An 18,454-nucleotide genomic window follows, 5' to 3' on the forward strand; every position below is an offset into this window, starting at 1 on the left:
CTGATGCCTATGAGCAGCTTGCACATCGTCTTCGACAACCCCGTGATCCCGACCAACACCGGCAACGCCATCCGCACCGCCGCCGTCACGGGCGCGAGCCTGCACCTCATCGAGCCCCTCGGCTTCAACTTCGAGGACAAGCACCTCAAGCGTGCGGGCTTGGACTACCACGACCTGGCGGATCTCAAGATCCACAAGGATTTCGACGCCTGTATGGAGGCACTTCCTGGCGCGCGGGTCTTCGCCTTCACCACCCACACAGATAAGTGGTTCACGGACATCGAATACCAGGAAGGCGATGTCCTCCTCTTCGGCACCGAGCCCACTGGCCTGCCGGAGGAACACGCCTTCCACCCGCGGGTAACTGAGCGCGTGCGCATCCCCATGATGCCGGCTAGGCGCTCGATGAATCTGTCCAACGCGGCGTCGACGGCCGTGTACGAGGCCTGGCGCCAGCTCGGCTTCCGTGGCGCGGTCTAACAAGTCGCGGCACAATATGGGTGGACTTTCACACCGAAGGAGACACCTTGCCTAGCCTGCGCCCACTTCTTGATTCCCTCACTACTCGCGTCGAAGCTTCGTCTGCCGCGCACGCTGCGCAGATCGCGCGCGTGGATCCCGTCCACCGCCCCGGCGCGGTCAACCTCGTGCGCTACATGGAATTGCGCTCCCAGGACGCCGTCGAAATCCAGGAAGGCCTCACGGCATTGGGCGCCACGAGCCTCAGCCACCCGGAGCCCGCAGTGCTTGAGCGCCTCCACGCCGCGCGCAACGTGCTCGACGCCTTCGATGGCCACGCACCGACCTACCCCGTGCACCCCATCGCCACGGCCTATGCGGACGCGGACGATATCCTCGACGCCAACACGGAAGCCCTCCTCGGCCCCACCCAGGAGGACACGCACGCCCGCATCATGGTGACGCTTCCCACCGAGGCCGCAGATGACTATGAGCTGGTCCTCGGTTTCGCCCGCGCGGGCATGGAACTAGCCCGCATCAACTGCGCCCACGACGGCCAGGAGGCCTGGCAGAAGATGGTGGAGCACGTCCACCATGCCGCCGAGGAGGTGGGGCGCGAGATCCTGATTTCCTGCGATATCGCTGGCCCCAAGGTGCGCACCGGCAGCATCGAGCCGGGTCCGCAGGTCATTCGCGTGCGCGGCGAGCGGACCGCGGCGGGTGAGCTGCTGAGCCCGGCAACGCTCGTGCTTCACGACGCCCCCTCAACTACCCGCGCCCACGGGGTGGCAAGGGAGGCGTCGCCAAGCGCGGCGCGTCCGGCTGTAGCACTAGAGGTGGATGGCGAGTGGTTGGCGCGCCTGCACCCCGGCAGCGAGGTGCGCTTCACCGAAGCGCGGGGGCGCTCCCGTGTGTTCACGGTGGAGAGCGCGGAAGCAGGCGTGGCGGTGCTGCACGGTGATCGCAACTGCTACCTCGCCGAGGGAACGGTGTTGAGCCACGGCGGGGACGCCACGCAGGTGCATGGGGTTCCGGCCCTGGAGCAGAAGATTCGCCTGCACCGCGGCGAGGAGTTGGTGCTGAGCACGTCCGCGGAGCCGGCGCGCATTATCGAGGGCGAGGTGACCACCATTGGGTGCACGCTGCCGGAGGTGGTCGGTGCGCTCGAGGTGGGTCACCGGGTGATTTTCGATGATGGAGCGATCTCCGGCCGCGTCCGCGAGGTACGGAAGAATGGTGCGGCGCGCGAGGCCATCGTCACCGTGGAGCACGCCGGGCCTACCGGCACCAATCTGGCCGCCTATAAGGGAATCAACCTGCCGGATACCGACATCCCGCTTCCCAGCCTCACCGAAGAGGACATCGAAGCGCTTCGTTTTGTGGCCACGCACTGCGATATCGCGGCGGTTTCTTTCATCCGCACTCCAGCTGATGTGTCCTTCCTCTATGACACGCTCGAGGCGATTGCCGCCGAGCAGGCCTCGGAGGAGATGGCGCAGCGCGTGCGGAATGTGGGCATCGTGCTCAAGATTGAGACGGTTCCCGCCTATGAGCAGCTGGGCGACGTGTTACTGGAAGGCATGCGCCACGCCAAGTTCGGCATCATGATTGCGCGCGGTGACTTGGCCGTGGAATTGGGATTCGAGGAAATGGTCCAGGTTCCGGGGCGCATCATGAAGGTCGCGGAGGCGGCCCACATCCCGGTCATCATGGCCACCCAAGTTCTGGAGACCCTGGCCAAGACGGGGCTTCCCTCCCGCGCGGAAATCACGGACGCGGGCTATGCGCTGCGCGCGGAGTGCGTCATGCTCAACAAGGGCCCGCACATCACGGAGGCCATCCAGATTCTGGACCGCATGTCCCGCAAGCTGGGCCAGTCGCGGCTGAAGAACCGCCAGAAGCTACGCCAGGTGAGCAGCTGGTCCACTCCAAACGCTTAATACGCGGCGCACCTGCGCCGCGTGGTGAGGATCACCTAAGAGATAGCTGCAAACCTAGACGGGCCTATGTTTACTAAGGGTAACCTATAAAGGTAATGCTTATTCGGTAGTGCTTATTTAAGGAAGAGGGCTCACCGTGAAGTTATCTCAGTGCCCACGGCAAACCGCCGACGCTATCCCCGTGGGGTGCAGCATCACCTTGGGGAAAGAGTGCATTTCCTGCACCTGTGATGCCGCACTGGCGGTGCGCCTCGGCGAGCTGGGAATCCGCCCCGGCGCCACGCTAACCATGGGCCCGCGCGTGGCCGGCGGCGCGCGCGTTGTCTCGGTGGGCAGCTGCCGCTACGCCATCGATAAAGCGACACTGCAGGCCATCGAGGTCTAAATCATGGCCGCCACGAAACCCAGCTGCCACGGCGATCCGGGCGGCGCGGTAGCTCCTCTTGGCGCTCCCATCATCGCGCTCGTCGGCTCCCCTAACTCTGGCAAGTCCACTCTCTTTAACGCCCTGACCGGCGCGAAGGCGCAAACCGGCAACTGGCCGGGAACCACGGTTGAGGTCAGCCGCGGTGCGTGGAAGATCGGTGAAACAACCGCCGATCTCATCGATTTTCCCGGCACCTACTCGCTCGACCCGCTCAGCCCCGATGAGGCTCTGACTCGCGCCATGCTCATCGAGTGCGCGGAGGACGAGCGCCCCGATGCCGTTGTTGTGGTCGTCGATGCCAGCGCGGTAGCGCGCGGCCTCAACGTCGCGCTCCAGCTAGCAGAACAGCCCTACCGCCTCATCATCGCGCTGACGAAGACGGATGTGGCCCTCAACCACGGCCACGCGGTCGATCCCGCCGCGCTCGCTGAAGCTACCTCCATCCCCGTGGTGGTGGTTGATGGGCGCAGGAGGGAGGGCGTCGAGAAGCTGCGAGAGGTGGTTGTAGATTCTCTGGCGGCTGAGCCCGTACAGCTGCGCGAGGACGCAGGTTTGGAGGGCCGCTTCGCGGAGTTGGATGCGGCAGCAAAGGCCTCGGTGAGCGAGGTCGAGCACGCCACGCCATTGTCTCACCGCCTCGATGCGGTAGCCCTTCACCCGGTAGCCGGGCCGCTGCTGTTTCTGGCCGTGATGTGGGCGGTCTTCCAGATCACCACCACCGTGGCCGCTCCCCTGCAGGATGGTTTGGAGGCGCTGGTCTCCGGCCCGTTGAGTGACTGGGCGCGGGCTGGGCTTGAGGCCATCGGCCTGGGTCATCCCCTCATCACGGGCTTGCTTGTCGACGGCCTCATCGGCGGCGTCGGCATGGTCCTCACCTTCGCCCCACTCATGGCTCTGATGTTTTTGTGCTTGGCGGTGTTGGAGGATTCCGGCTACATGGCGCGTGCGGCGGTGGTCACGGATCGTCTTATGCGGGCCATCGGACTGCCGGGCAAGGCTTTCATCCCCATTGTGGTGGGCTTTGGCTGCAACGTGCCAGCGATTTCGGCCACGCGTGTGCTGGGAAGCCCGCGGCATCGCATCATGACCGCGCTGCTCATCCCGTTTACCTCGTGCTCGGCGCGCTTGGTGGTCTTCGTCATGCTCTCGGCTACGTTCTTCCCGGAGCATGCCGGCAGCGTGGTGTTCATCATGTACGTCATCTCCATCGCGCTGCTCGTGCTGGTGGGGCTAGCCCTGCGCAAGACTTTGTGGCGCGCGGTTCCGGAAGAAGCGCTGGTTATTGATCTGCCGACGTATCAGCTACCCACGGTGCGCTTGGCGCTCAGCGTGATGTGGACGCGCTTGAAGGGCTTCTTACAGACGGCCGGCGGCATCATCGTGAGCACCGTGGTCGTGGTGTGGCTGCTCATGGCCATCCCGGTTGGCGCTGCGGCGCAGGATTCGTCGTGGGGCGAACCGCCGGCGCCGGAGGATTCGGCCTATGGTGCGGTTGCGCACGTCATCGCCCCGGCCTTTGCCCCGGCTGGCTTCGATTCGTGGTCCCTGGCGGGCCCGCTGGTGACGGGTTTCGTGGCCAAGGAGGCGCTGATTTCCACGTGGGCGCAGACCTACGCGGTCGAGGACGTCACCGACGCCTCCGCGGAGGAGCAATCCCATAGCGCGCTCAGCGATCACGTGCGCGCGGACTTCGAGCAGGCTTCTGGCGGTCATCCCCTCGCGGCAGTGTGGGCCTACATGCTCTTCCTACTGGCCTACACTCCCTGCGTGGCCACGATTGCTGCGCAGCGCCGCGAGATTGGCTGGCGCTGGACGCTCTTCGGCTTCGGCGTCCAGCTGGCCACGGCGTGGGCGCTGGCCGTGGCGGCCTTCCAAGTGTTGAAGGTGTTTATCTAATGCCTACCTCCCCCATCCAGGCCGTGCAGGAAGCCATAGAGAACGGCGTACGCTCGCGCGTGGGCATCGCCGCCGAGACGGGGCTCGAGCCCGGCACGGTCGATGTCATCCTGGATCACCTCACCGCCAGCGGGGTACTCGATATGGAGCCACTCGGCTCCTGTCCCGCAGGCGGATGCGGCTCCTGTTCGGCCGCCTCGGCGTGTGCCGGCCCTAGCAGCACCCGCGGGCCGGTACTGCTTAAGCTTCGTCGTCGCCCCTAGCCGCGCTGTCACGGGAGTCCTCACGTGGGTTCTGCCGCGGGTCAACCTGTGAGATGTTGACGGATGAGTCCATGGGACTTAGCGCTGACTCCAGGGCTGGGAGGGGGCGGGAGCGCAAGCGGGTGAGGAGTTCGGAGGCGTCGGCAGGCGTGAGGTCTTGGCCAGCCATCTTCACGGGGCCTGCCACGAGGTCAAAACGCACAGTACGCACACCCGCGAGGTGCCCCAGCGGCCCCACTTTCAGCGTGAGTTCCTGGATGTGCGGGGTTCCAATCACCATGACGCGGCGGTTAATGCGGCCACGGTGCACGATGGTCACGGGAAGCGGGGAATCCACCAGTGTCACCGACTGCTGCTTGCGGTCGATGGGGCTGATCCACGTCGCCCGGCGCGGCGAGGTATAGGTGGGCTGGGTGTGCCCTTCGGGGCGTGCGAAATCCTCAATCTGCGTACGGTCCAGATCGGAGATGAGCTCTAAAAGCTCCAGCGCCTGCTCGCGGGTGCCCACCGGCAGGATGCGCGTAGAACCAGATTGCTTGCCGCTGCCCTTCGCACCATAGCCGGCCACCGACACATTCACTTCGTACCAGCCGAAGCGCCGCCACAGGAAAGGCTGGCTTACCCGCACACCGTGGATGCGGCTGATGCGGATGGTCTGGCGGCGGCGGTCGGCAAGGCCATAGGAGACGTTGAGGGCGTTGGTGGGGGCGTCGTGAAGCGCGGTGAATTTCCAGGAAGAATCCACCAAACCCCACACACTTCCCACGTAACCCACGATGATGGGCAACAGCGCGGTCCACATGCCCGGAATGAAGAGCAAACCGCCAATAACGAGCGCGCTAATCAGCGTGGGCAGACGCAGCGCCTCGGCAGCAATCGTGCGCAGAATGGGGATTTCCGGGATCAGGGCGGCGGCTTCCTCCGCTTCTGGTTCTGGCTCACTGGTAGGACCTTTATTCGTGCGCCGCAGCAATTCCACGCGTAATTCTTCCGCCTTCGCTTTGGGCAGGTATTCAATCTTGATCACTGAGGACGTACCGCCGGCCGTTTCCACGCGCACCGCTGCCAAGCCCAGCAGGCGCGCGATGATGGATTCCACGACGTCCACCGCTTGGATTCGCTCATAACGCGCCGAACGGAAAGACGTAGAGATAACGCCGTGGCGCAGTGCAATTTCATCCTCGGTGAGCTTATAGCCCAGCTTGCGCCACCAGATTCCTGACATCAGCCAAATCACCGCGCACACGAGCACGAAGCCGCCGGCACCCAGCAGAGTGCCGCGGCCGATCTCGCCCAAGTGCCCGCTCTGCAGGTAAGACAGGACATCAGAAATCATGGAGGCGTTGATATTCACCGCAAAAATGGCGAGCAGCGCCAGAATCAGCGACCAGAAGCGCAGCAGCGGGGTGAGGCGGTGGACGCGGGTGTAGCCGTCGGCGTCGACAAGCGCGCGGTCCTTCACAGCCCGCTCATCCTCTCTCGGGCCTTGACGGCGAGACGCTCGCGCAGGGCGTCGGCATCAGCTGCAGGGAGGCCGGGGATCGTGGCGTCGCTGCTGGGCGACGCCGTGTGCAGCTTCACCTTCTTCAGCCCCATCGCGCGCTCGACGGGGCCGGCGGTGACGTCGACGAATTGAATGCGGCCATAGGGCACGACGGTGAAGGTGTGCCAGATTTTGCCGCGCGTAACCAAGAGTTCGTCGGCGGTTTCCTGCCAGCCTAAGTTTTTTACCTGCGCGGGGATGAGCCAGAGTTCGTAGAGCGCCCACACGATGAGCGCGCCGGCGACCCAATAAAGCCAGTCCCACCATAAAAACGCCGCTCCGGCCGCCAGGGCAGCAAGAATAACGTCCCAACTCAAACGCGAAATGTAGCGGGCTGTGGTCAGCGACGGGGATACGGAATTCATGCCGCAACTCTAACACGAACCCTTGACAAGTCGTTGGGTTTATACAACACTGTGGTGCATGTCCCCAAAGAAAAAGCCCACTCGCCCACTATTTAACCGGGTACGCGTGCTCCGCGCTGAACGGGACATGACGCGCGCACAGCTTGCCGACGCCATCGGGGTCAACCCCCAAACCATCGGCGCCCTCGAGCGCGGCGACCACTCCCCCAGCCTGGATCTCGCCTTCAATATCTGCGAGGTCTTTGACCTACCCGTGGAAGCCGTGTTCTCCCGGACTGAATTCACCCCCATGTCCTCCGAAATCTACCGAAAAGGATAAGACACACATGTCCGCCTCTATTCCCGATTCAGTAAAAGCCCGCAAGCGCTACAGCACCCTGGCCGACCTGTCCGCCGGCCTCATCATTCTCTCCCTCCCCCTGCAGTTCTGGGACCTGTTCACTTCACTGATGGTGGCCGCCCTCGGAACACTGCTGTGCGCGCTGATGACGGCGCGCCTACGCACAACCATCAACTCGGCAGACCTTCCCACAGCCGAACTCGATGAGTACCAGATGCAGCTGCACGTCGAAGCACGCGACGATGGCCTCAAGTTCTCCCTCGCCGCGCTTATCGTCCTGCTGCTACTCACCGGCGTCATCAGCTGGGGCGCAAGGACCATGCCCGTCATGGATGGTGTGTTCGTATCCCAGCTCTACCTCAAGCTCATCTTGCTCCTGCTGGTGTGGCTGCCCTTCTCCGTGGCGCGTTCCCTCGCCGGAAAGATGAACCGCGACGAGCTTATTTCAAAGGAATAGTCCCAACCCCTTGCCATGTTTATCGCTAATCGATATTATCGAATTACGACAATATCGATAGTCGATAAGCAATCGGCGGAAGGGACAACCATGACAGACCCCGCAAAGAAAGCTAAAAAGGAGCGCAGTGACATCGGCGCGGCCATTTTCCTCGCCGCTCTTACCATCGCGCTCATCCTGCCCAACTACGCCCGGGACGTCTTCGACGGCACGTTTAACACCGCGCTCAGCGCAGCCGTGCCAGAGGGGCTCGGCGCCCACAACCTGGACGGCGGCGCCTACTGGATGCTCATGACCGCGCTCATCCTCAAGATCGTGGCTATCTTTGCTGCCGCGGGCTTCATCTTCTCCCTTGCCCGGACAATGCAACAGGGCAAGCTCTTCGACCCCCGCTCGACGCGGTCGCTGAATGGACTCGCCGTGTGTATCTTCGTGTGGGCCATCGCCCGCTTCGGTATCGAGGGCATGGGCAACAACTGGGCCGCAAATGACTTAGGTATTGATTGGTGGGTCAACCACACCGGCACGCCCCTAGCAGAACTGGCCATCCCCTATATCGCAGTCTGCGTGCTGATTCTCTTTTCCGTTGCCATCAAACGTGGCAGCGCGCTCGAAGAGGATGTGGATGGCCTTGTCTAAAAGTAATGAGCTTAAAAACACTGATCCTATCGTGACCTGTCACCTCGATGAGGTGATGGCCCAGCGTCAGATCACCGGCACCGATTTGGCCAAGCAAGTCGGCATTACCCCGGTAAACCTCTCAGTCCTTAAAAACAATCGCGCCAAGGCCGTGCGCTTTAGCACCCTCGCCGCCCTCTGCGCAGCTCTGGAGTGCCAGCCCGGGGATCTCTTCAGCGTCGAGAGCTAGCGGAAATCCCGCGAGCCGCGCGAGAGAGCCTCGCCGAAGGCCAGCGGCTCCAGCTGGTCCGCGGCAACGGTGACCGCGCCGGAAGCGTTCTGCACGATGCCGCGCACGATGAGCGCGGGCGCCGTCCGAGCCGTCACCTTATCCCGGGCCCACAGGCCAGGCGAGACCATCACGTTCATCAACCCGGTCTCATCCTCCAAACCGAAGAAGACCACCCCGCCCGCGGTCTGCGGGCGCTGGCGGTGCGTGACCACCCCGGCGATGCGCACGCGGGTGCCATCCTCCACGCCCGGCAAATCCGCCGCCGATAGGATGCCGCGGGCCTGCAATTCCCCGCGGACCTGCTCCATCGGCTGCTGGTTGTGGGTCACGCCGGTGCTAGCCACGTCCGCCGCCATGAGCTCGAAGGCGCTCATACCCGGCAAGGACGGCGCCTCAATAGCAGACAGCCCCGGCAGCATCCCTGCCCGTTCTGTCGCGGCCACGCCCGCCTGCCACAGGGCTTGGCGCCGGTCCACCCCAAAGACATCCAAGGCACCCGCCACCGCGAGGGCCTCCACGTGATCAACGGTGAGATCGGCGCGGCGGGAGAGATCGGGGACGTCGGCAAACGGCGCGGCTGCCTCAATGCGGTCAGCGGCCTTATCACCCAAGCCTTTGATGAGGTTAAGGCCCAGCCGAATGCGCGCCTGGCCGTCCGCGCCCACCACCACGCGCGCCTCGCGGCCCGATTCGTTGACGCTGACCGGCAGCACCTCCACGCCGTGGCGGCGCGCATCCTGAATGAGGGACTGCGGCGAATAGAAGCCCATCGGCTGCGCGCGCAGCAGGCCCACACAAAACTGCGCCGGATAATAGCGCTTAAACCACGCCGAAAAGTACACCAAGGAGGCAAAAGACTGCGAGTGTGACTCCGGGAAGCCATAGGCGGCGAAGGCCACGATCTTGGCCCACAGCTTGTCCGCGATTTCCCCGGTAATCCCGTTGGTCTCCTCTAGCCCCTCGTAGAAGCGCTGCTTGAGCGCTGCCATCTTGGCCGGCGAGCGCTTCGAGCCCATCGCGCGCCGCAGGTCGTCCGCCTCCGCGCCGCTGAACCCGGCGGCATCGACTGCAATCTGCATGAGCTGCTCCTGAAAGAGCGGAATTCCCAGTGTCTTGCCCAGGGACTTCTCTAGCACCGGATGGTCATAGGTGACCGGCTCCTTACCATCGCGGCGGCGCAGATAAGGGTGCACCGAACCACCCTGGATGGGGCCCGGCCGGATGAGTGCGACCTCCACGACGAGGTCGAAGAAGACCCGCGGTTTGAGCCTCGGCAGCGTGCTCAGCTGCGCGCGCGATTCCACCTGGAACACGCCCACCGCATCCGCGCGGCAGAGCATGTCATAGACTTCCACGTCAGCTAGGTCTAGCTCCCATAAGTTGACCACCCGGCCGGTGCTCTCCTCCACCAAGTCCATCATGTGGTGCAGGGCTTCGAGCATGCCCAGGCCCAGCAGGTCGAACTTCACCAGCCCGGCCGCCGCACAATCATCCTTATCCCACTGCAGCACCGAACGGTTTTCCATGCGCGCCCATTCCACGGGCACAACATCCGCAATCGGCCGGTCACACAGCACCATGCCGCCGGAGTGGATACCCAGGTGCCGCGGCTGGCCCAGGAACTGTTCGGCCAAAGATTCAACGGCGCTAGGCGCGGGCGCAATGCCCTTCGACCAGGCATCGGCCGAGCCCTGTGGGTAGCCCAACGCGCGGGCGGCATCCCGCAGCGCCCCTTTGCGCCGGTACGTAATCACGTTGGCCACCTGCGCCGCCCTCTCGCGACCGTGTTTGGCATAGACGTACTGGATAACCTCCTCACGCCGCCCGGATTCAATATCAATGTCAATATCCGGCGGGCCGTCACGATCCGGGGAGAGGAAACGCTCAAAGAGCAGGCCCGCGGAAATCGGCTCCGCATTCGTAATCCCCAAAGCGAAGCACACCGCCGAATTCGCCGCCGACCCGCGCCCCTGACACAGGATGTTTTCCTGTTTACAAAAATCCACCAGATCACACACGATGAGGAAGTAGCCGGGAAAGCCCAGCTGCTTAACCACACCCAGCTCATACCACATCTGCTCCCACGCCCTGCGCTGAATCTCCGCGGGGCGCGTGGCATAGCGAACTGCCGCGCGCTCAAAGGTGAGGTGCTCCAGCCAGGACATCTCGGTATGCCCTTCCGGCACGTCGAAATCAGGCAGGTTGGGTGCCAAGGCTTCCCAGGTGAAACTGCAGTCCTCCAACACTCGGACGGTTTCCGCGATGAGTTCTGGACGCTCAGGCAGCAGGCGCGCCATCTGTTCCCCGGAGCGCAGCCAGGACGAGCCCATGGGGTGGGAGTTGGGGGAGGCGTCGGCAAGCGCGAGGCGTCTAGACAGGGCTTGTTTGGCCCCGGCCAGCCGCGCCTGGTCCCGCGTAGCGGCAGCCGGGTGGGCGGTAGCAATGGCGCGCGGAACCGGCAAAGAATCCAACAGTAGGTGGTGGTCGGCATCCTCCGGGAGCTGGGTACACGCATACTCCAAAACCATGCTGTCTATTTTTATTCCCTCGACCAGAAGATCGAAATGCTCCGCCCATTCCCAGTCCACCAGAAAGAGGCACTCATCCTGCAGCTGCACACCAATCTCCGCCAGGGGAGGATAGGACACGACCCCCTTCTCCCCCGCCTCCATGTGGGCGCGGGAAATGAGCCGGGATAGCCGCCGATAGCCCTCCGGGGTGCGCGCCAGGACGGTCAGCGGGGCCGGGCCGAGGCTAAGCTCCGCACCAAAGACTGCGGGCAGACCAACCTTGGCGGCGGCCTCCGCAAACTTCATGAGGCCATAGAATCCATCCCGATCTACCAGCGCAATCCCCCGCAAACCCAGCTCGACGGCGCGCGCCACGAGCTCCTCCGGCTCGGAGGCGCCATGCAGGAAGCTATAGGAACTTACCGCGTGCAGCTCCGCGAAAGGCACGGAAGAATGCCCCACTTTCGGCGCGTCCGTGGCCTGCGGCAGATGGTCCACCGACACCGGAATGGGCCCCGGGCGGCCAGAGAGAATCCTCTCCACCCGGGACCACGGCAGCGCCTCACCCCCATTGAATCTCATAGCCCCACACACTATATTCGAACACGTATTCCAGTCAAGGTTTTCGTTGAACAAACACCCGGATAGACAAAGCGGTTCAATCGTTGCTAGTTTTTCGTGCAGTGCATACTCCTGCGGTGATACGACTTACCGCACAAACCAAGAAGGGACACTAGGAACCCACTATGAGCATCCGTCGCGTACTTGCTGCCACCTCGGCAGCCGTCATCGCCGCAACCGGCCTGGTTGCGTGCTCCTCAGACTCCGCTGAGTCCGAGAACTCCGGCGAGGCCATCACCAAAGACTCCACCATCACCATCGGTACCACCGACGCCAACATGGAAGAGTGGGCCGTCTTCCAGGACCTGGCCAAGGAAGCCGGCTACGACATCAAGCTGGAGAACTTCGCCGACTACAACACTCCGAACCAGGCTCTGGACCAGGGCCAGCTGAGCACCAACAAGTTCCAGCACCTGAAGTTCCTGGCTGAGTACAACAAGGGCAACGGCACCGACCTGGTCCCGCTGGCTGCCACCGAGATCTACCCGCTGGCTATCTACTGGAAGGACCACAAGGACCTCGCTGGCATCGAGGGCCAGGAAATCGCCATCCCGAACGACTCCACCAACCAGGGCCGCGCCATCGGCCTACTGGTCCAGGAAGGCCTGGTCACGCTCAAGGAGAACAGCCCGCTGACCCCGACCCCGCTGGACATCGATGAAAAGAAGTCCAAGGTCACGGTCACCCCGGTGGACGCCGCGCAGACCCCGGCCGCCTACGGCGAGGGCAAGCCTGCCGTTATCAACAACTCCTTCCTCGAGCGCGCCGGCATTGACCCGCAGTCCGCCGTTGCTCAGGATGATCCGGACTCCACCGAAGCCGAGCCCTACATCAACGTCTGGGCCGTGCGTGCCGACGACGCCGATAACGAAACCCTCCACGAGCTGGCCAAGCTGTGGAAGGACCAGAAGGTCACCGACGCGGTCCTGAAGTCCTCCGGCGACACCGCCGTGGCCGTGGACCGCTCCCAGGAAGAGCTCCAGGAAATCCTGGACCGCCTCGAAGAGCAGGTCTAAGCCCGCGTAATCCACATGTCCCCCGCGTTCACGCTTGATTGCGTGACCCGGGGGATTTTGCCCGTTACTCCCTCCTCACTCACTACACGGACACGTACAAAGGAAACCCACGTGACTGAACAAACTGGCGCCCACCGGGGCACCCGGATTGAATTCCGCAACATCACCAAAGTCTTTAAAAACAAGAAAACCACCACGAAAGCGCTTGACGACGTCTCTTTGACCGTCGAGCCCGGCGAAATCATCGGCATCATCGGTTTCTCCGGCGCGGGTAAGTCCACGCTGGTGCGCATGATCAACGGCCTGGATAAGCCGACCTCGGGGCAGCTGCTTCTCGACGGCACCGATGTCGTCCCCCTCCCCGAATCCAAGCTGCGGGGCATCCGCCGCAACATCGGCATGATCTTCCAGCAGTTCAACCTCATGTCCTCGCGCACCGCGGCGGGCAATATTGAGTACCCGCTGAAGCTGCAGGGCGTCGAGAAGCAGGAGCGTAAAAAGCGCGTGCAGGAGTTGCTGGAGTTCGTTGGCCTGGCGGACAAGGGCGATAACTACCCGGAGCAGCTCTCCGGCGGCCAGAAGCAGCGCGTGGGCATCGCCCGCGCCCTGGCTAATAACCCTTCCCTGCTGCTGGCGGACGAGGCTACCTCGGCGCTCGACCCCACCACCACCCACGAGGTCCTCGACCTGCTGCGCAAGGTCAACCGCGACCTCGGCATCACCATCGTGGTCATCACCCACGAGATGGACGTCGTGCGCTCCATCGCCGACAAGGTAGCCGTCATGGAAAACGGCCGCGTCATTGAGGCCGGCAGCGTCTATGAGGTCTTTTCCAATCCGCAGACCAAGGTGGCGGAGAAGTTCGTGGCCACCTCACTGCGCAACACCCCGGACGTCGTTGAGGCCGATGACCTGCTGGCCCACGAGGGACGTTTGTTCACCATCAACCTGACGGAAAAGTCGGGCTTCTTCGACGCCGCCGGCAAGCTCGCAGACAAGGGCGTGTCCATCGCCGTGGTCCACGGCGGCATCACCACCCTGCAGAAGCATTCCTTTGGCAAGATCACCGTGCGCCTCAACGGCCCGGATGCCGCCATCGAAGACTTCTACGCACATATGCAACGCACCACCGACATTGAGGAGATCCAACGATGAACGTCACTTACCTCGCGCAGGCCAATTGGGATCGACTGGGTGGCACGCTTGTCGACGCCATCAAGGACACCCTCATCATGGTCGCCACCACCCTGGTGGTGGCCGGCATCATCGGCTTGGTTCTCGGCATCCTGCTCTACACCACCCGCCCGGGCGGCATCCTGCAGAACAAGCCCATCTACTTCATCATCAACATCCTGGTGAACTTTGTTCGCCCGATTCCGTTCATTATCTTGCTGGCTTTTGTCCAGCCGCTGACTGTGGCGGTGCTGGGCAGCTCTATCGGCCGCGAGCCGGCGACCTTCGTCATGGTTATTGCGGCTACGTTCGCGGTGGCGCGCATCGTGGAGCAGAACCTCGTGGCGCTGGATCCGGGCGTGATTGAGGCGGCCCGCGCGATGGGTGCTTCGCCGTGGAAGATCATCACCACGGTCATCATTCCGGAGGCGCTCGGCCCGCTGGTGCTGGGCTACACCTTCCTGTTCATCGGTATCGTCGACATGTCCGCGATGGCCGGCTACGTCGGCGGCGGTGGCTTGGGTGACTTTGCCATCGTCTACGGCTACCGCGCCTTCGAGTGGGAGGTCACCGTGGTGGCTACCCTCATCATCATTGTGCTGGTGCAGGCAGCGCAGTTCTTCGGCAACTGGCTCTCGGCCAAGATTATGCGCCGCTAACCGCGACGCGACGCGCGACGTAGATTCGAGAGGTCTTCGGTTCGTCTCCACAGGAGGAGACGACGCCGGAGGCCTCTTTTTCTTCCAACTCCACGTCCCATGCGCGGCCGTCGCGGTGACGGACAACCACGACGCTATTCTTCGCGGCGGTGTTGTCCGCCGCGGTGTTGTTCGACACGTCGACGGTGAGGTCGCCGTAGTGGAGGGTCTCGGAGGCGTCGAGAAGCTGGCGCGCCACCGCAAGCTCCGCCACCTGACCTTGGGGCGTGGTGAGACCGGAACCACGGTTGGCGGGGTAGAAATACTCGCCGTGCAGTGCCTTGCCCACGAGCTCACGGCCGGCCTCCACGTTGAGGCGGCCAAAGGAATAGCCCCACGGCATCAGCAGCACCGACGGCGCAAAGCGGTGGCCTTTGGTGTGGGAGGTTTCCCACACGGTCTCCTCAAATTCACACGCCAGGGAGGCAGCCAGCGGGCGCCCCTTGATTGCGCAGCAGGCATCGCGCTTGGCGTGGGTGCACACAAGCACCAGCGGCAGACACGTGCCGGTGGGGTGCTCCAGATCCAAGTCAAGAATGTCCTCCGGGCCGTTCAGGACATAATCTTGCACCAGTCCCTCGCGCGCCCACACGACGAAACAACGAAAGCGCCCCGTCCCCCGCTCATGCCCGGCGCGCCCTGGGCGGCGAATGAGCTGCAGGCCCGCCACGCCCTTGAGCTTGGACTTGAGCTTCTCGGTGAGACCTGGTCCAAAGGTGTGGCCGTCGAGCACGTCGCGCGACCACGCCGTGGGCCACTCAAAGAGGACGTACACAGATTCTTGTTTCGCGGTACCAGCCAGGGGCTCAACCTGGACGTCGGAGCAGAAGGTCATGGCGCCATCTTAACTGGCATCACTTTCTTCACAACAATGTGGTTACGATGCCTAGCTCGATGCATATAATCCCGTGTGGTGCCGCTACGCTCGAAGTTATGCCGAAACACAGTCTCTTGCGCACAGCCGCCCCCGTGGCCGCACTCGTTGTCTCGGGTGCGCTCGTGCTTCAGGGATGCGCTCCATCTTCCTCCCCGGATGACAGGACCGGCGACCCCACGAAGACTCTCGACGCCACCCTGTCCGGCGCCTCCACCTCCACCGCTACCGTCACTCCCACGGCGCCCTCCCCCGCCGCACCGGCTGGGCTGACCCCGCTGGGGGACGCCAACCTGGAGATGAAAACCCTCCGCCCGCCGGCCCCCTCGGAACTGGTGGTGACTGATGTCCGCGTGGGCAAGCACGAAGGATTTGACCGCGTGGTCTTCGAGTTCGTCGGGGATGGTTCGCCGGGCTGGTTCATCGATTACACCGATTCCCCCGCCCAACAAGGCTCCGGTAACCCGATTGCCTACGAAGGTTCCACCGCGCTCGACGTCAGCATTGACGGCACCGCCTACCCCTTCCAGCTCAACATGGAAGACCCGAATATCGGCACCGTAAACGGCGCCGGCGGCCTAGTTACCCAGGTGGTCAGCGGCGGCACCTTCGAAGCCCGCTCGCAATTCGTTATCGGGCTTAATGAACGCCACCCGTATTCGGTCCAGGTGCTCAAGGCGCCGACGCGCCTGGTTATCGACATCTTGAACTAAGCAGTTCAAGCATAGGTTGCCTCCACAGACCAGCGCCCGCCTGCCCACACGAGGAGCCAGGCGCGCTGGCCTTTCTCGTTTTCTCCGACGACTTGCAGGCGCGCGCAGCGCTGCGCCGCACCTGCTTCCCACCACCCGGCGTCCACGGGCCACGGGCCGGCCCAGCCGGTCACCAGGTAGCGGTGGCGCCCCCACCCCAGGCCCGCCGGCTCCCCGGAAAGGAGGGCCTCGGCGGTGACGATGACGTCCTTCGAAGAGACGTCGATAAGCCGAATCCGCGCAGCCGGGTGGGCCAAGCTCGCCGGAAGCGGCGCCGGGATGCGCCCCGGCCACGTGCCCTCCGGCTGCGGATCGCGCTGCTCACCGTAGGGAACGTACTCGATGCGCTCGGCCACCCCGCGCCCGGCCGCCGGGCGGGGCTGCAACACGCGGTCTACGCCCAGCTGGGATTGCACCCGCGCGATAACGCGCTTAGCTTGCTCGGCGGATTCACCCGCGCCCCACAGGAGCCCATCCCCCGGCGGGGCGACCTCCACCGGCTCCAACGCCAGCTTGGCGATGCCCCCTCCCTCACCCGGCGCACTCCCCGCCCGCGCAGCACTCAGCCAGCCATCGAGCTGCCAGCGCACGCGATCCGCCGTAGCGGCCTCGCTGAGCGCTTCCTGGGTACGCCAGAGCCGCTCCAGGCGCTCGCCGCCCTCGAACTCCGCGGCAACGCGCAGACGCAGGCACACCACGCCGGCCTCATCGAGCACCACGTGCAGGCGCGCCGCGAGCTGGCGCGCGGCAAAGGCCGCGGCGTCCACGCGCTCCAGGGGTTCTTCGAAGCCCTGCTCCACACCCAAGTCGGGGCGCGCAAGCTCCGGCGCCACGCGCCGATCCGGTGCGGCCGCGGCCACCGCGTGGCACCGCCGTCCAGCCTCGCCGAAACGGGTGGTGACTTGGCGCAGCGGCAGGCCCGCCAGCTCCCCTAACGTGCGCACGCCCAGCTGCTCCAAGGCATGCACCACGTCCGCCGAACACCCCAGCGCCACCTCCGCGGCCAATACTCCTACCGGCTGCTGAGCCAGAAAGTCGCGCGAGCCGCCTGCCGGGACTACCGCACCCAGGTTGCGGTGGCGCGCGGCAATCAACGCGGTGGCAATCTCGTCGGCGACGCCGACGGTGGCGTCGAGGTGGGATCTGGAGGTGGCGTCGACAAGCATCTCCACCGCCTTCGCCTCACTGCCGTGGAAACGCCCGGCCGCGCCCGCGTCCACGATGACCAGCCCAGGGCGCAACACCTCCACCGACGACGCCACCGCGTCCAGCCCCGCGGCAATCTCCGCGAACACCACCCCGTCCCGGTCCGGGTTGGCCTCCTCCACGCGCAGCTCCGGCAGGACGGCTTGGGCTTGGCGCACCCGCATCCCGCGGCGCACCCCCGCCCGACGCGCCGCCGCGTTGCACACAACGACGCGGTGCTGGGACACGATGGCGCACGCCTCCCTGCTATCCTCCTGCAGCGCTTGGATGGGCCAATCCGGGAACCACAGCGCCGCGACCCTCACACCGCCTCCAGGTGAGGACGTGTGTCCGGCCGCTGCCCGCACGTGAGCACTCCACGCCGCGGGCGCATGCTTGCCGACGCCACCCGCACCCCTATATCAACCCCCCGAATCCGCCCGCTGCCCCGGCCCAAGCCATGCACTGCGATAACTTCCGCGCCAATCTCCACGGCCGTGCCCGGCAGCCGAGTTCCCACGGTGAGCAGGGCCGCCTGCCCTGCCCGCACTCTCGCCAGCACGGGGCGCGCCCGCGTGGGGCTCAGCTCGCCTGTTCCCTTGTGCACGACTAGGTCCAGTCCCTCACACAGCACGCTGGTTACTGCCCAAGGCTCCGCGCCCGGTTCGGGCACCGTGATAACCCGGGAGACATCACCCTCCTCGGCCACCTGTGCGAGTGAGAGATCGGGCCAGCCCACTACCCCGACGTGTCCGCCCGCCGCGCTAACATGAGATATCAGCTCCACCACGAGCGCGGCGCATTCCGCGCAGACGGTTGCCTGTTTGCGGGGCAGTCCACCGCCCGGGAGCAGCTCAGATAGCCCTTCGGGGACGCCGAGAAGCTCCACCTCCGGCTGCACCTGCGCAGCAACATCCGGGGTTTCCAGGCGTTGAATCTGGGCACGCAGGACCGCAATTTGCTCGGCCTGCGATCCGCCCACCACACGAACACCTGTTTGATTCATGGCTCCTATTATGAACCTC

19 protein-coding genes are annotated in these 18,454 nt (G+C 64.4%); 13 read left to right on the forward strand and 6 right to left on the reverse strand.

Features of this window, described 5'->3' with window-relative positions:
* The first annotated feature begins 9 nt into the window (after nt 1-9).
* The 5 genes from RDN59_RS03410 to RDN59_RS03430 all read left to right on the forward strand — a co-directional run bounded on the left by RDN59_RS03410 (nt 10) and on the right by RDN59_RS03430 (nt 4,985).
* On the forward strand, nt 10-480 hold the full coding sequence (locus RDN59_RS03410) for a tRNA (cytidine(34)-2'-O)-methyltransferase (RefSeq protein WP_308606609.1): 471 nt from the start codon (nt 10-12) through the stop codon (nt 478-480).
* Between the two features lie 47 nt (nt 481-527).
* Nucleotides 528-2,399 carry a pyruvate kinase gene (locus tag RDN59_RS03415; protein ID WP_308606610.1) on the forward strand — a complete coding sequence of 624 codons (1,872 nt, stop codon included), beginning with the start codon at nt 528-530 and terminating at the stop codon, nt 2,397-2,399.
* 136 nt (nt 2,400-2,535) lie between these two features.
* Nucleotides 2,536-2,784, forward strand: a complete 249-nt coding sequence (locus RDN59_RS03420) for a FeoA family protein (protein WP_308606611.1) — start codon at nt 2,536-2,538, stop codon at nt 2,782-2,784.
* Between the two features lie 3 nt (nt 2,785-2,787).
* Nucleotides 2,788-4,722, forward strand: coding sequence for a ferrous iron transport protein B (feoB, locus tag RDN59_RS03425; RefSeq protein WP_308606612.1), 1,935 nt, complete (start codon nt 2,788-2,790; stop codon nt 4,720-4,722).
* Nucleotides 4,722-4,985, forward strand: coding sequence for a hypothetical protein (locus RDN59_RS03430; RefSeq protein ID WP_308606613.1), 264 nt, complete (start codon nt 4,722-4,724; stop codon nt 4,983-4,985). Before feoB ends, RDN59_RS03430 begins: the two co-directional genes overlap by 1 nt.
* Here RDN59_RS03430 and RDN59_RS03435 read toward each other — a convergent pair.
* A complete protein-coding gene (locus tag RDN59_RS03435; protein WP_308606614.1) occupies nt 4,963-6,447 on the reverse strand; it encodes a PH domain-containing protein in 1,485 nt (494 codons plus the stop codon). The genes RDN59_RS03430 and RDN59_RS03435 overlap by 23 nt on opposite strands.
* Nucleotides 6,444-6,893 carry a PH domain-containing protein gene (locus RDN59_RS03440; protein ID WP_308606615.1) on the reverse strand — a complete coding sequence of 150 codons (450 nt, stop codon included), beginning with the start codon at nt 6,891-6,893 and terminating at the stop codon, nt 6,444-6,446. The genes RDN59_RS03435 and RDN59_RS03440 overlap by 4 nt, the downstream gene beginning before the upstream one ends.
* Nucleotides 6,894-6,951: 58 nt before the next feature.
* Between RDN59_RS03440 and RDN59_RS03445 the strand changes: the two genes are divergently transcribed.
* The 4 genes from RDN59_RS03445 to RDN59_RS03460 all read left to right on the forward strand — a co-directional run bounded on the left by RDN59_RS03445 (nt 6,952) and on the right by RDN59_RS03460 (nt 8,558).
* Entirely contained in the window at nt 6,952-7,212 is a 261-nt protein-coding gene (locus tag RDN59_RS03445; protein ID WP_308606616.1) for a helix-turn-helix transcriptional regulator, read from the forward strand.
* A gap of 7 nt (nt 7,213-7,219) precedes the next feature.
* Nucleotides 7,220-7,690 carry a hypothetical protein gene (locus tag RDN59_RS03450; protein ID WP_308606617.1) on the forward strand — a complete coding sequence of 157 codons (471 nt, stop codon included), beginning with the start codon at nt 7,220-7,222 and terminating at the stop codon, nt 7,688-7,690.
* A 90-nt stretch (nt 7,691-7,780) separates the two neighbouring features.
* Complete coding sequence (locus RDN59_RS03455; RefSeq protein ID WP_308606618.1) at nt 7,781-8,329, forward strand: DUF2975 domain-containing protein; 549 nt, start codon at nt 7,781-7,783, stop codon at nt 8,327-8,329.
* A complete protein-coding gene (locus RDN59_RS03460) occupies nt 8,316-8,558 on the forward strand; it encodes a helix-turn-helix transcriptional regulator (protein ID WP_308606619.1) in 243 nt (80 codons plus the stop codon). The genes RDN59_RS03455 and RDN59_RS03460 overlap by 14 nt, the downstream gene beginning before the upstream one ends.
* Here the strand turns inward: RDN59_RS03460 and RDN59_RS03465 are convergent.
* The gene (locus RDN59_RS03465; protein ID WP_308606620.1) at nt 8,555-11,692 is read right to left on the reverse strand and encodes an error-prone DNA polymerase; all 3,138 of its coding nucleotides are present in this window, start codon (nt 11,690-11,692) and stop codon (nt 8,555-8,557) included. The genes RDN59_RS03460 and RDN59_RS03465 overlap by 4 nt on opposite strands.
* A 164-nt stretch (nt 11,693-11,856) precedes the next feature.
* Between RDN59_RS03465 and RDN59_RS03470 the strand changes: the two genes are divergently transcribed.
* Genes RDN59_RS03470 through RDN59_RS03480 form a run of 3 tightly spaced genes read left to right on the forward strand, consistent with a single transcriptional unit; the run spans nt 11,857 to nt 14,579 of the window.
* Nucleotides 11,857-12,747, forward strand: coding sequence for a MetQ/NlpA family ABC transporter substrate-binding protein (locus tag RDN59_RS03470; protein WP_308606621.1), 891 nt, complete (start codon nt 11,857-11,859; stop codon nt 12,745-12,747).
* A gap of 15 nt (nt 12,748-12,762) precedes the next feature.
* Nucleotides 12,763-13,902, forward strand: a complete 1,140-nt coding sequence (locus RDN59_RS03475; protein ID WP_374044577.1) for a methionine ABC transporter ATP-binding protein — start codon at nt 12,763-12,765, stop codon at nt 13,900-13,902.
* A complete protein-coding gene (locus RDN59_RS03480; RefSeq protein ID WP_158381188.1) occupies nt 13,899-14,579 on the forward strand; it encodes a methionine ABC transporter permease in 681 nt (226 codons plus the stop codon). Before RDN59_RS03475 ends, RDN59_RS03480 begins: the two co-directional genes overlap by 4 nt.
* Here the strand turns inward: RDN59_RS03480 and RDN59_RS03485 are convergent.
* Nucleotides 14,566-15,453, reverse strand: a complete 888-nt coding sequence (locus RDN59_RS03485; protein ID WP_308606623.1) for a sucrase ferredoxin — start codon at nt 15,451-15,453, stop codon at nt 14,566-14,568. The genes RDN59_RS03480 and RDN59_RS03485 overlap by 14 nt on opposite strands.
* A gap of 98 nt (nt 15,454-15,551) precedes the next feature.
* Here RDN59_RS03485 and RDN59_RS03490 point away from each other — a divergent pair, with 98 nt between their 5' ends.
* The gene (locus tag RDN59_RS03490; protein WP_308606624.1) at nt 15,552-16,205 is read left to right on the forward strand and encodes a hypothetical protein; all 654 of its coding nucleotides are present in this window, start codon (nt 15,552-15,554) and stop codon (nt 16,203-16,205) included.
* A gap of 5 nt (nt 16,206-16,210) precedes the next feature.
* Here the strand turns inward: RDN59_RS03490 and RDN59_RS03495 are convergent, their stop codons facing one another.
* A complete protein-coding gene (locus RDN59_RS03495) occupies nt 16,211-17,755 on the reverse strand; it encodes a DNA polymerase Y family protein (protein WP_308606625.1) in 1,545 nt (514 codons plus the stop codon).
* Nucleotides 17,752-18,435 carry a hypothetical protein gene (locus RDN59_RS03500; protein ID WP_308606627.1) on the reverse strand — a complete coding sequence of 228 codons (684 nt, stop codon included), beginning with the start codon at nt 18,433-18,435 and terminating at the stop codon, nt 17,752-17,754. The genes RDN59_RS03495 and RDN59_RS03500 overlap by 4 nt, the downstream gene beginning before the upstream one ends.
* Nucleotides 18,436-18,454: the final 19 nt, after the last annotated feature.

The organism is uncultured Corynebacterium sp., from assembly GCF_902489365.1.
GTDB lineage: Bacteria > Actinomycetota > Actinomycetes > Mycobacteriales > Mycobacteriaceae > Corynebacterium.

What these genes read in the sequence shown, in the direction of transcription:
- RDN59_RS03445 (WP_308606616.1), top strand. Translation starts at nt 6,952, where the DNA reads ATGTCCCCAAAGAAAAAGCCCACTCGCCCACTATTTAACCGGGTACGC.
- RDN59_RS03440 (WP_308606615.1), bottom strand. Translation starts at nt 6,893, where the DNA reads ATGAATTCCGTATCCCCGTCGCTGACCACAGCCCGCTACATTTCGCGT.
- RDN59_RS03485 (WP_308606623.1), bottom strand. Translation starts at nt 15,453, where the DNA reads ATGACCTTCTGCTCCGACGTCCAGGTTGAGCCCCTGGCTGGTACCGCG.
- RDN59_RS03480 (WP_158381188.1), top strand. Translation starts at nt 13,899, where the DNA reads ATGAACGTCACTTACCTCGCGCAGGCCAATTGGGATCGACTGGGTGGC.
- RDN59_RS03455 (WP_308606618.1), top strand. Translation starts at nt 7,781, where the DNA reads ATGACAGACCCCGCAAAGAAAGCTAAAAAGGAGCGCAGTGACATCGGC.
- RDN59_RS03450 (WP_308606617.1), top strand. Translation starts at nt 7,220, where the DNA reads ATGTCCGCCTCTATTCCCGATTCAGTAAAAGCCCGCAAGCGCTACAGC.
- RDN59_RS03500 (WP_308606627.1), bottom strand. Translation starts at nt 18,435, where the DNA reads ATGAATCAAACAGGTGTTCGTGTGGTGGGCGGATCGCAGGCCGAGCAA.
- RDN59_RS03465 (WP_308606620.1), bottom strand. Translation starts at nt 11,692, where the DNA reads ATGAGATTCAATGGGGGTGAGGCGCTGCCGTGGTCCCGGGTGGAGAGG.
- RDN59_RS03470 (WP_308606621.1), top strand. Translation starts at nt 11,857, where the DNA reads ATGAGCATCCGTCGCGTACTTGCTGCCACCTCGGCAGCCGTCATCGCC.
- RDN59_RS03410 (WP_308606609.1), top strand. Translation starts at nt 10, where the DNA reads ATGAGCAGCTTGCACATCGTCTTCGACAACCCCGTGATCCCGACCAAC.
- RDN59_RS03475 (WP_374044577.1), top strand. Translation starts at nt 12,763, where the DNA reads ATGTCCCCCGCGTTCACGCTTGATTGCGTGACCCGGGGGATTTTGCCC.
- RDN59_RS03490 (WP_308606624.1), top strand. Translation starts at nt 15,552, where the DNA reads ATGCCGAAACACAGTCTCTTGCGCACAGCCGCCCCCGTGGCCGCACTC.
- RDN59_RS03430 (WP_308606613.1), top strand. Translation starts at nt 4,722, where the DNA reads ATGCCTACCTCCCCCATCCAGGCCGTGCAGGAAGCCATAGAGAACGGC.
- RDN59_RS03460 (WP_308606619.1), top strand. Translation starts at nt 8,316, where the DNA reads ATGGCCTTGTCTAAAAGTAATGAGCTTAAAAACACTGATCCTATCGTG.
- feoB (WP_308606612.1), top strand. Translation starts at nt 2,788, where the DNA reads ATGGCCGCCACGAAACCCAGCTGCCACGGCGATCCGGGCGGCGCGGTA.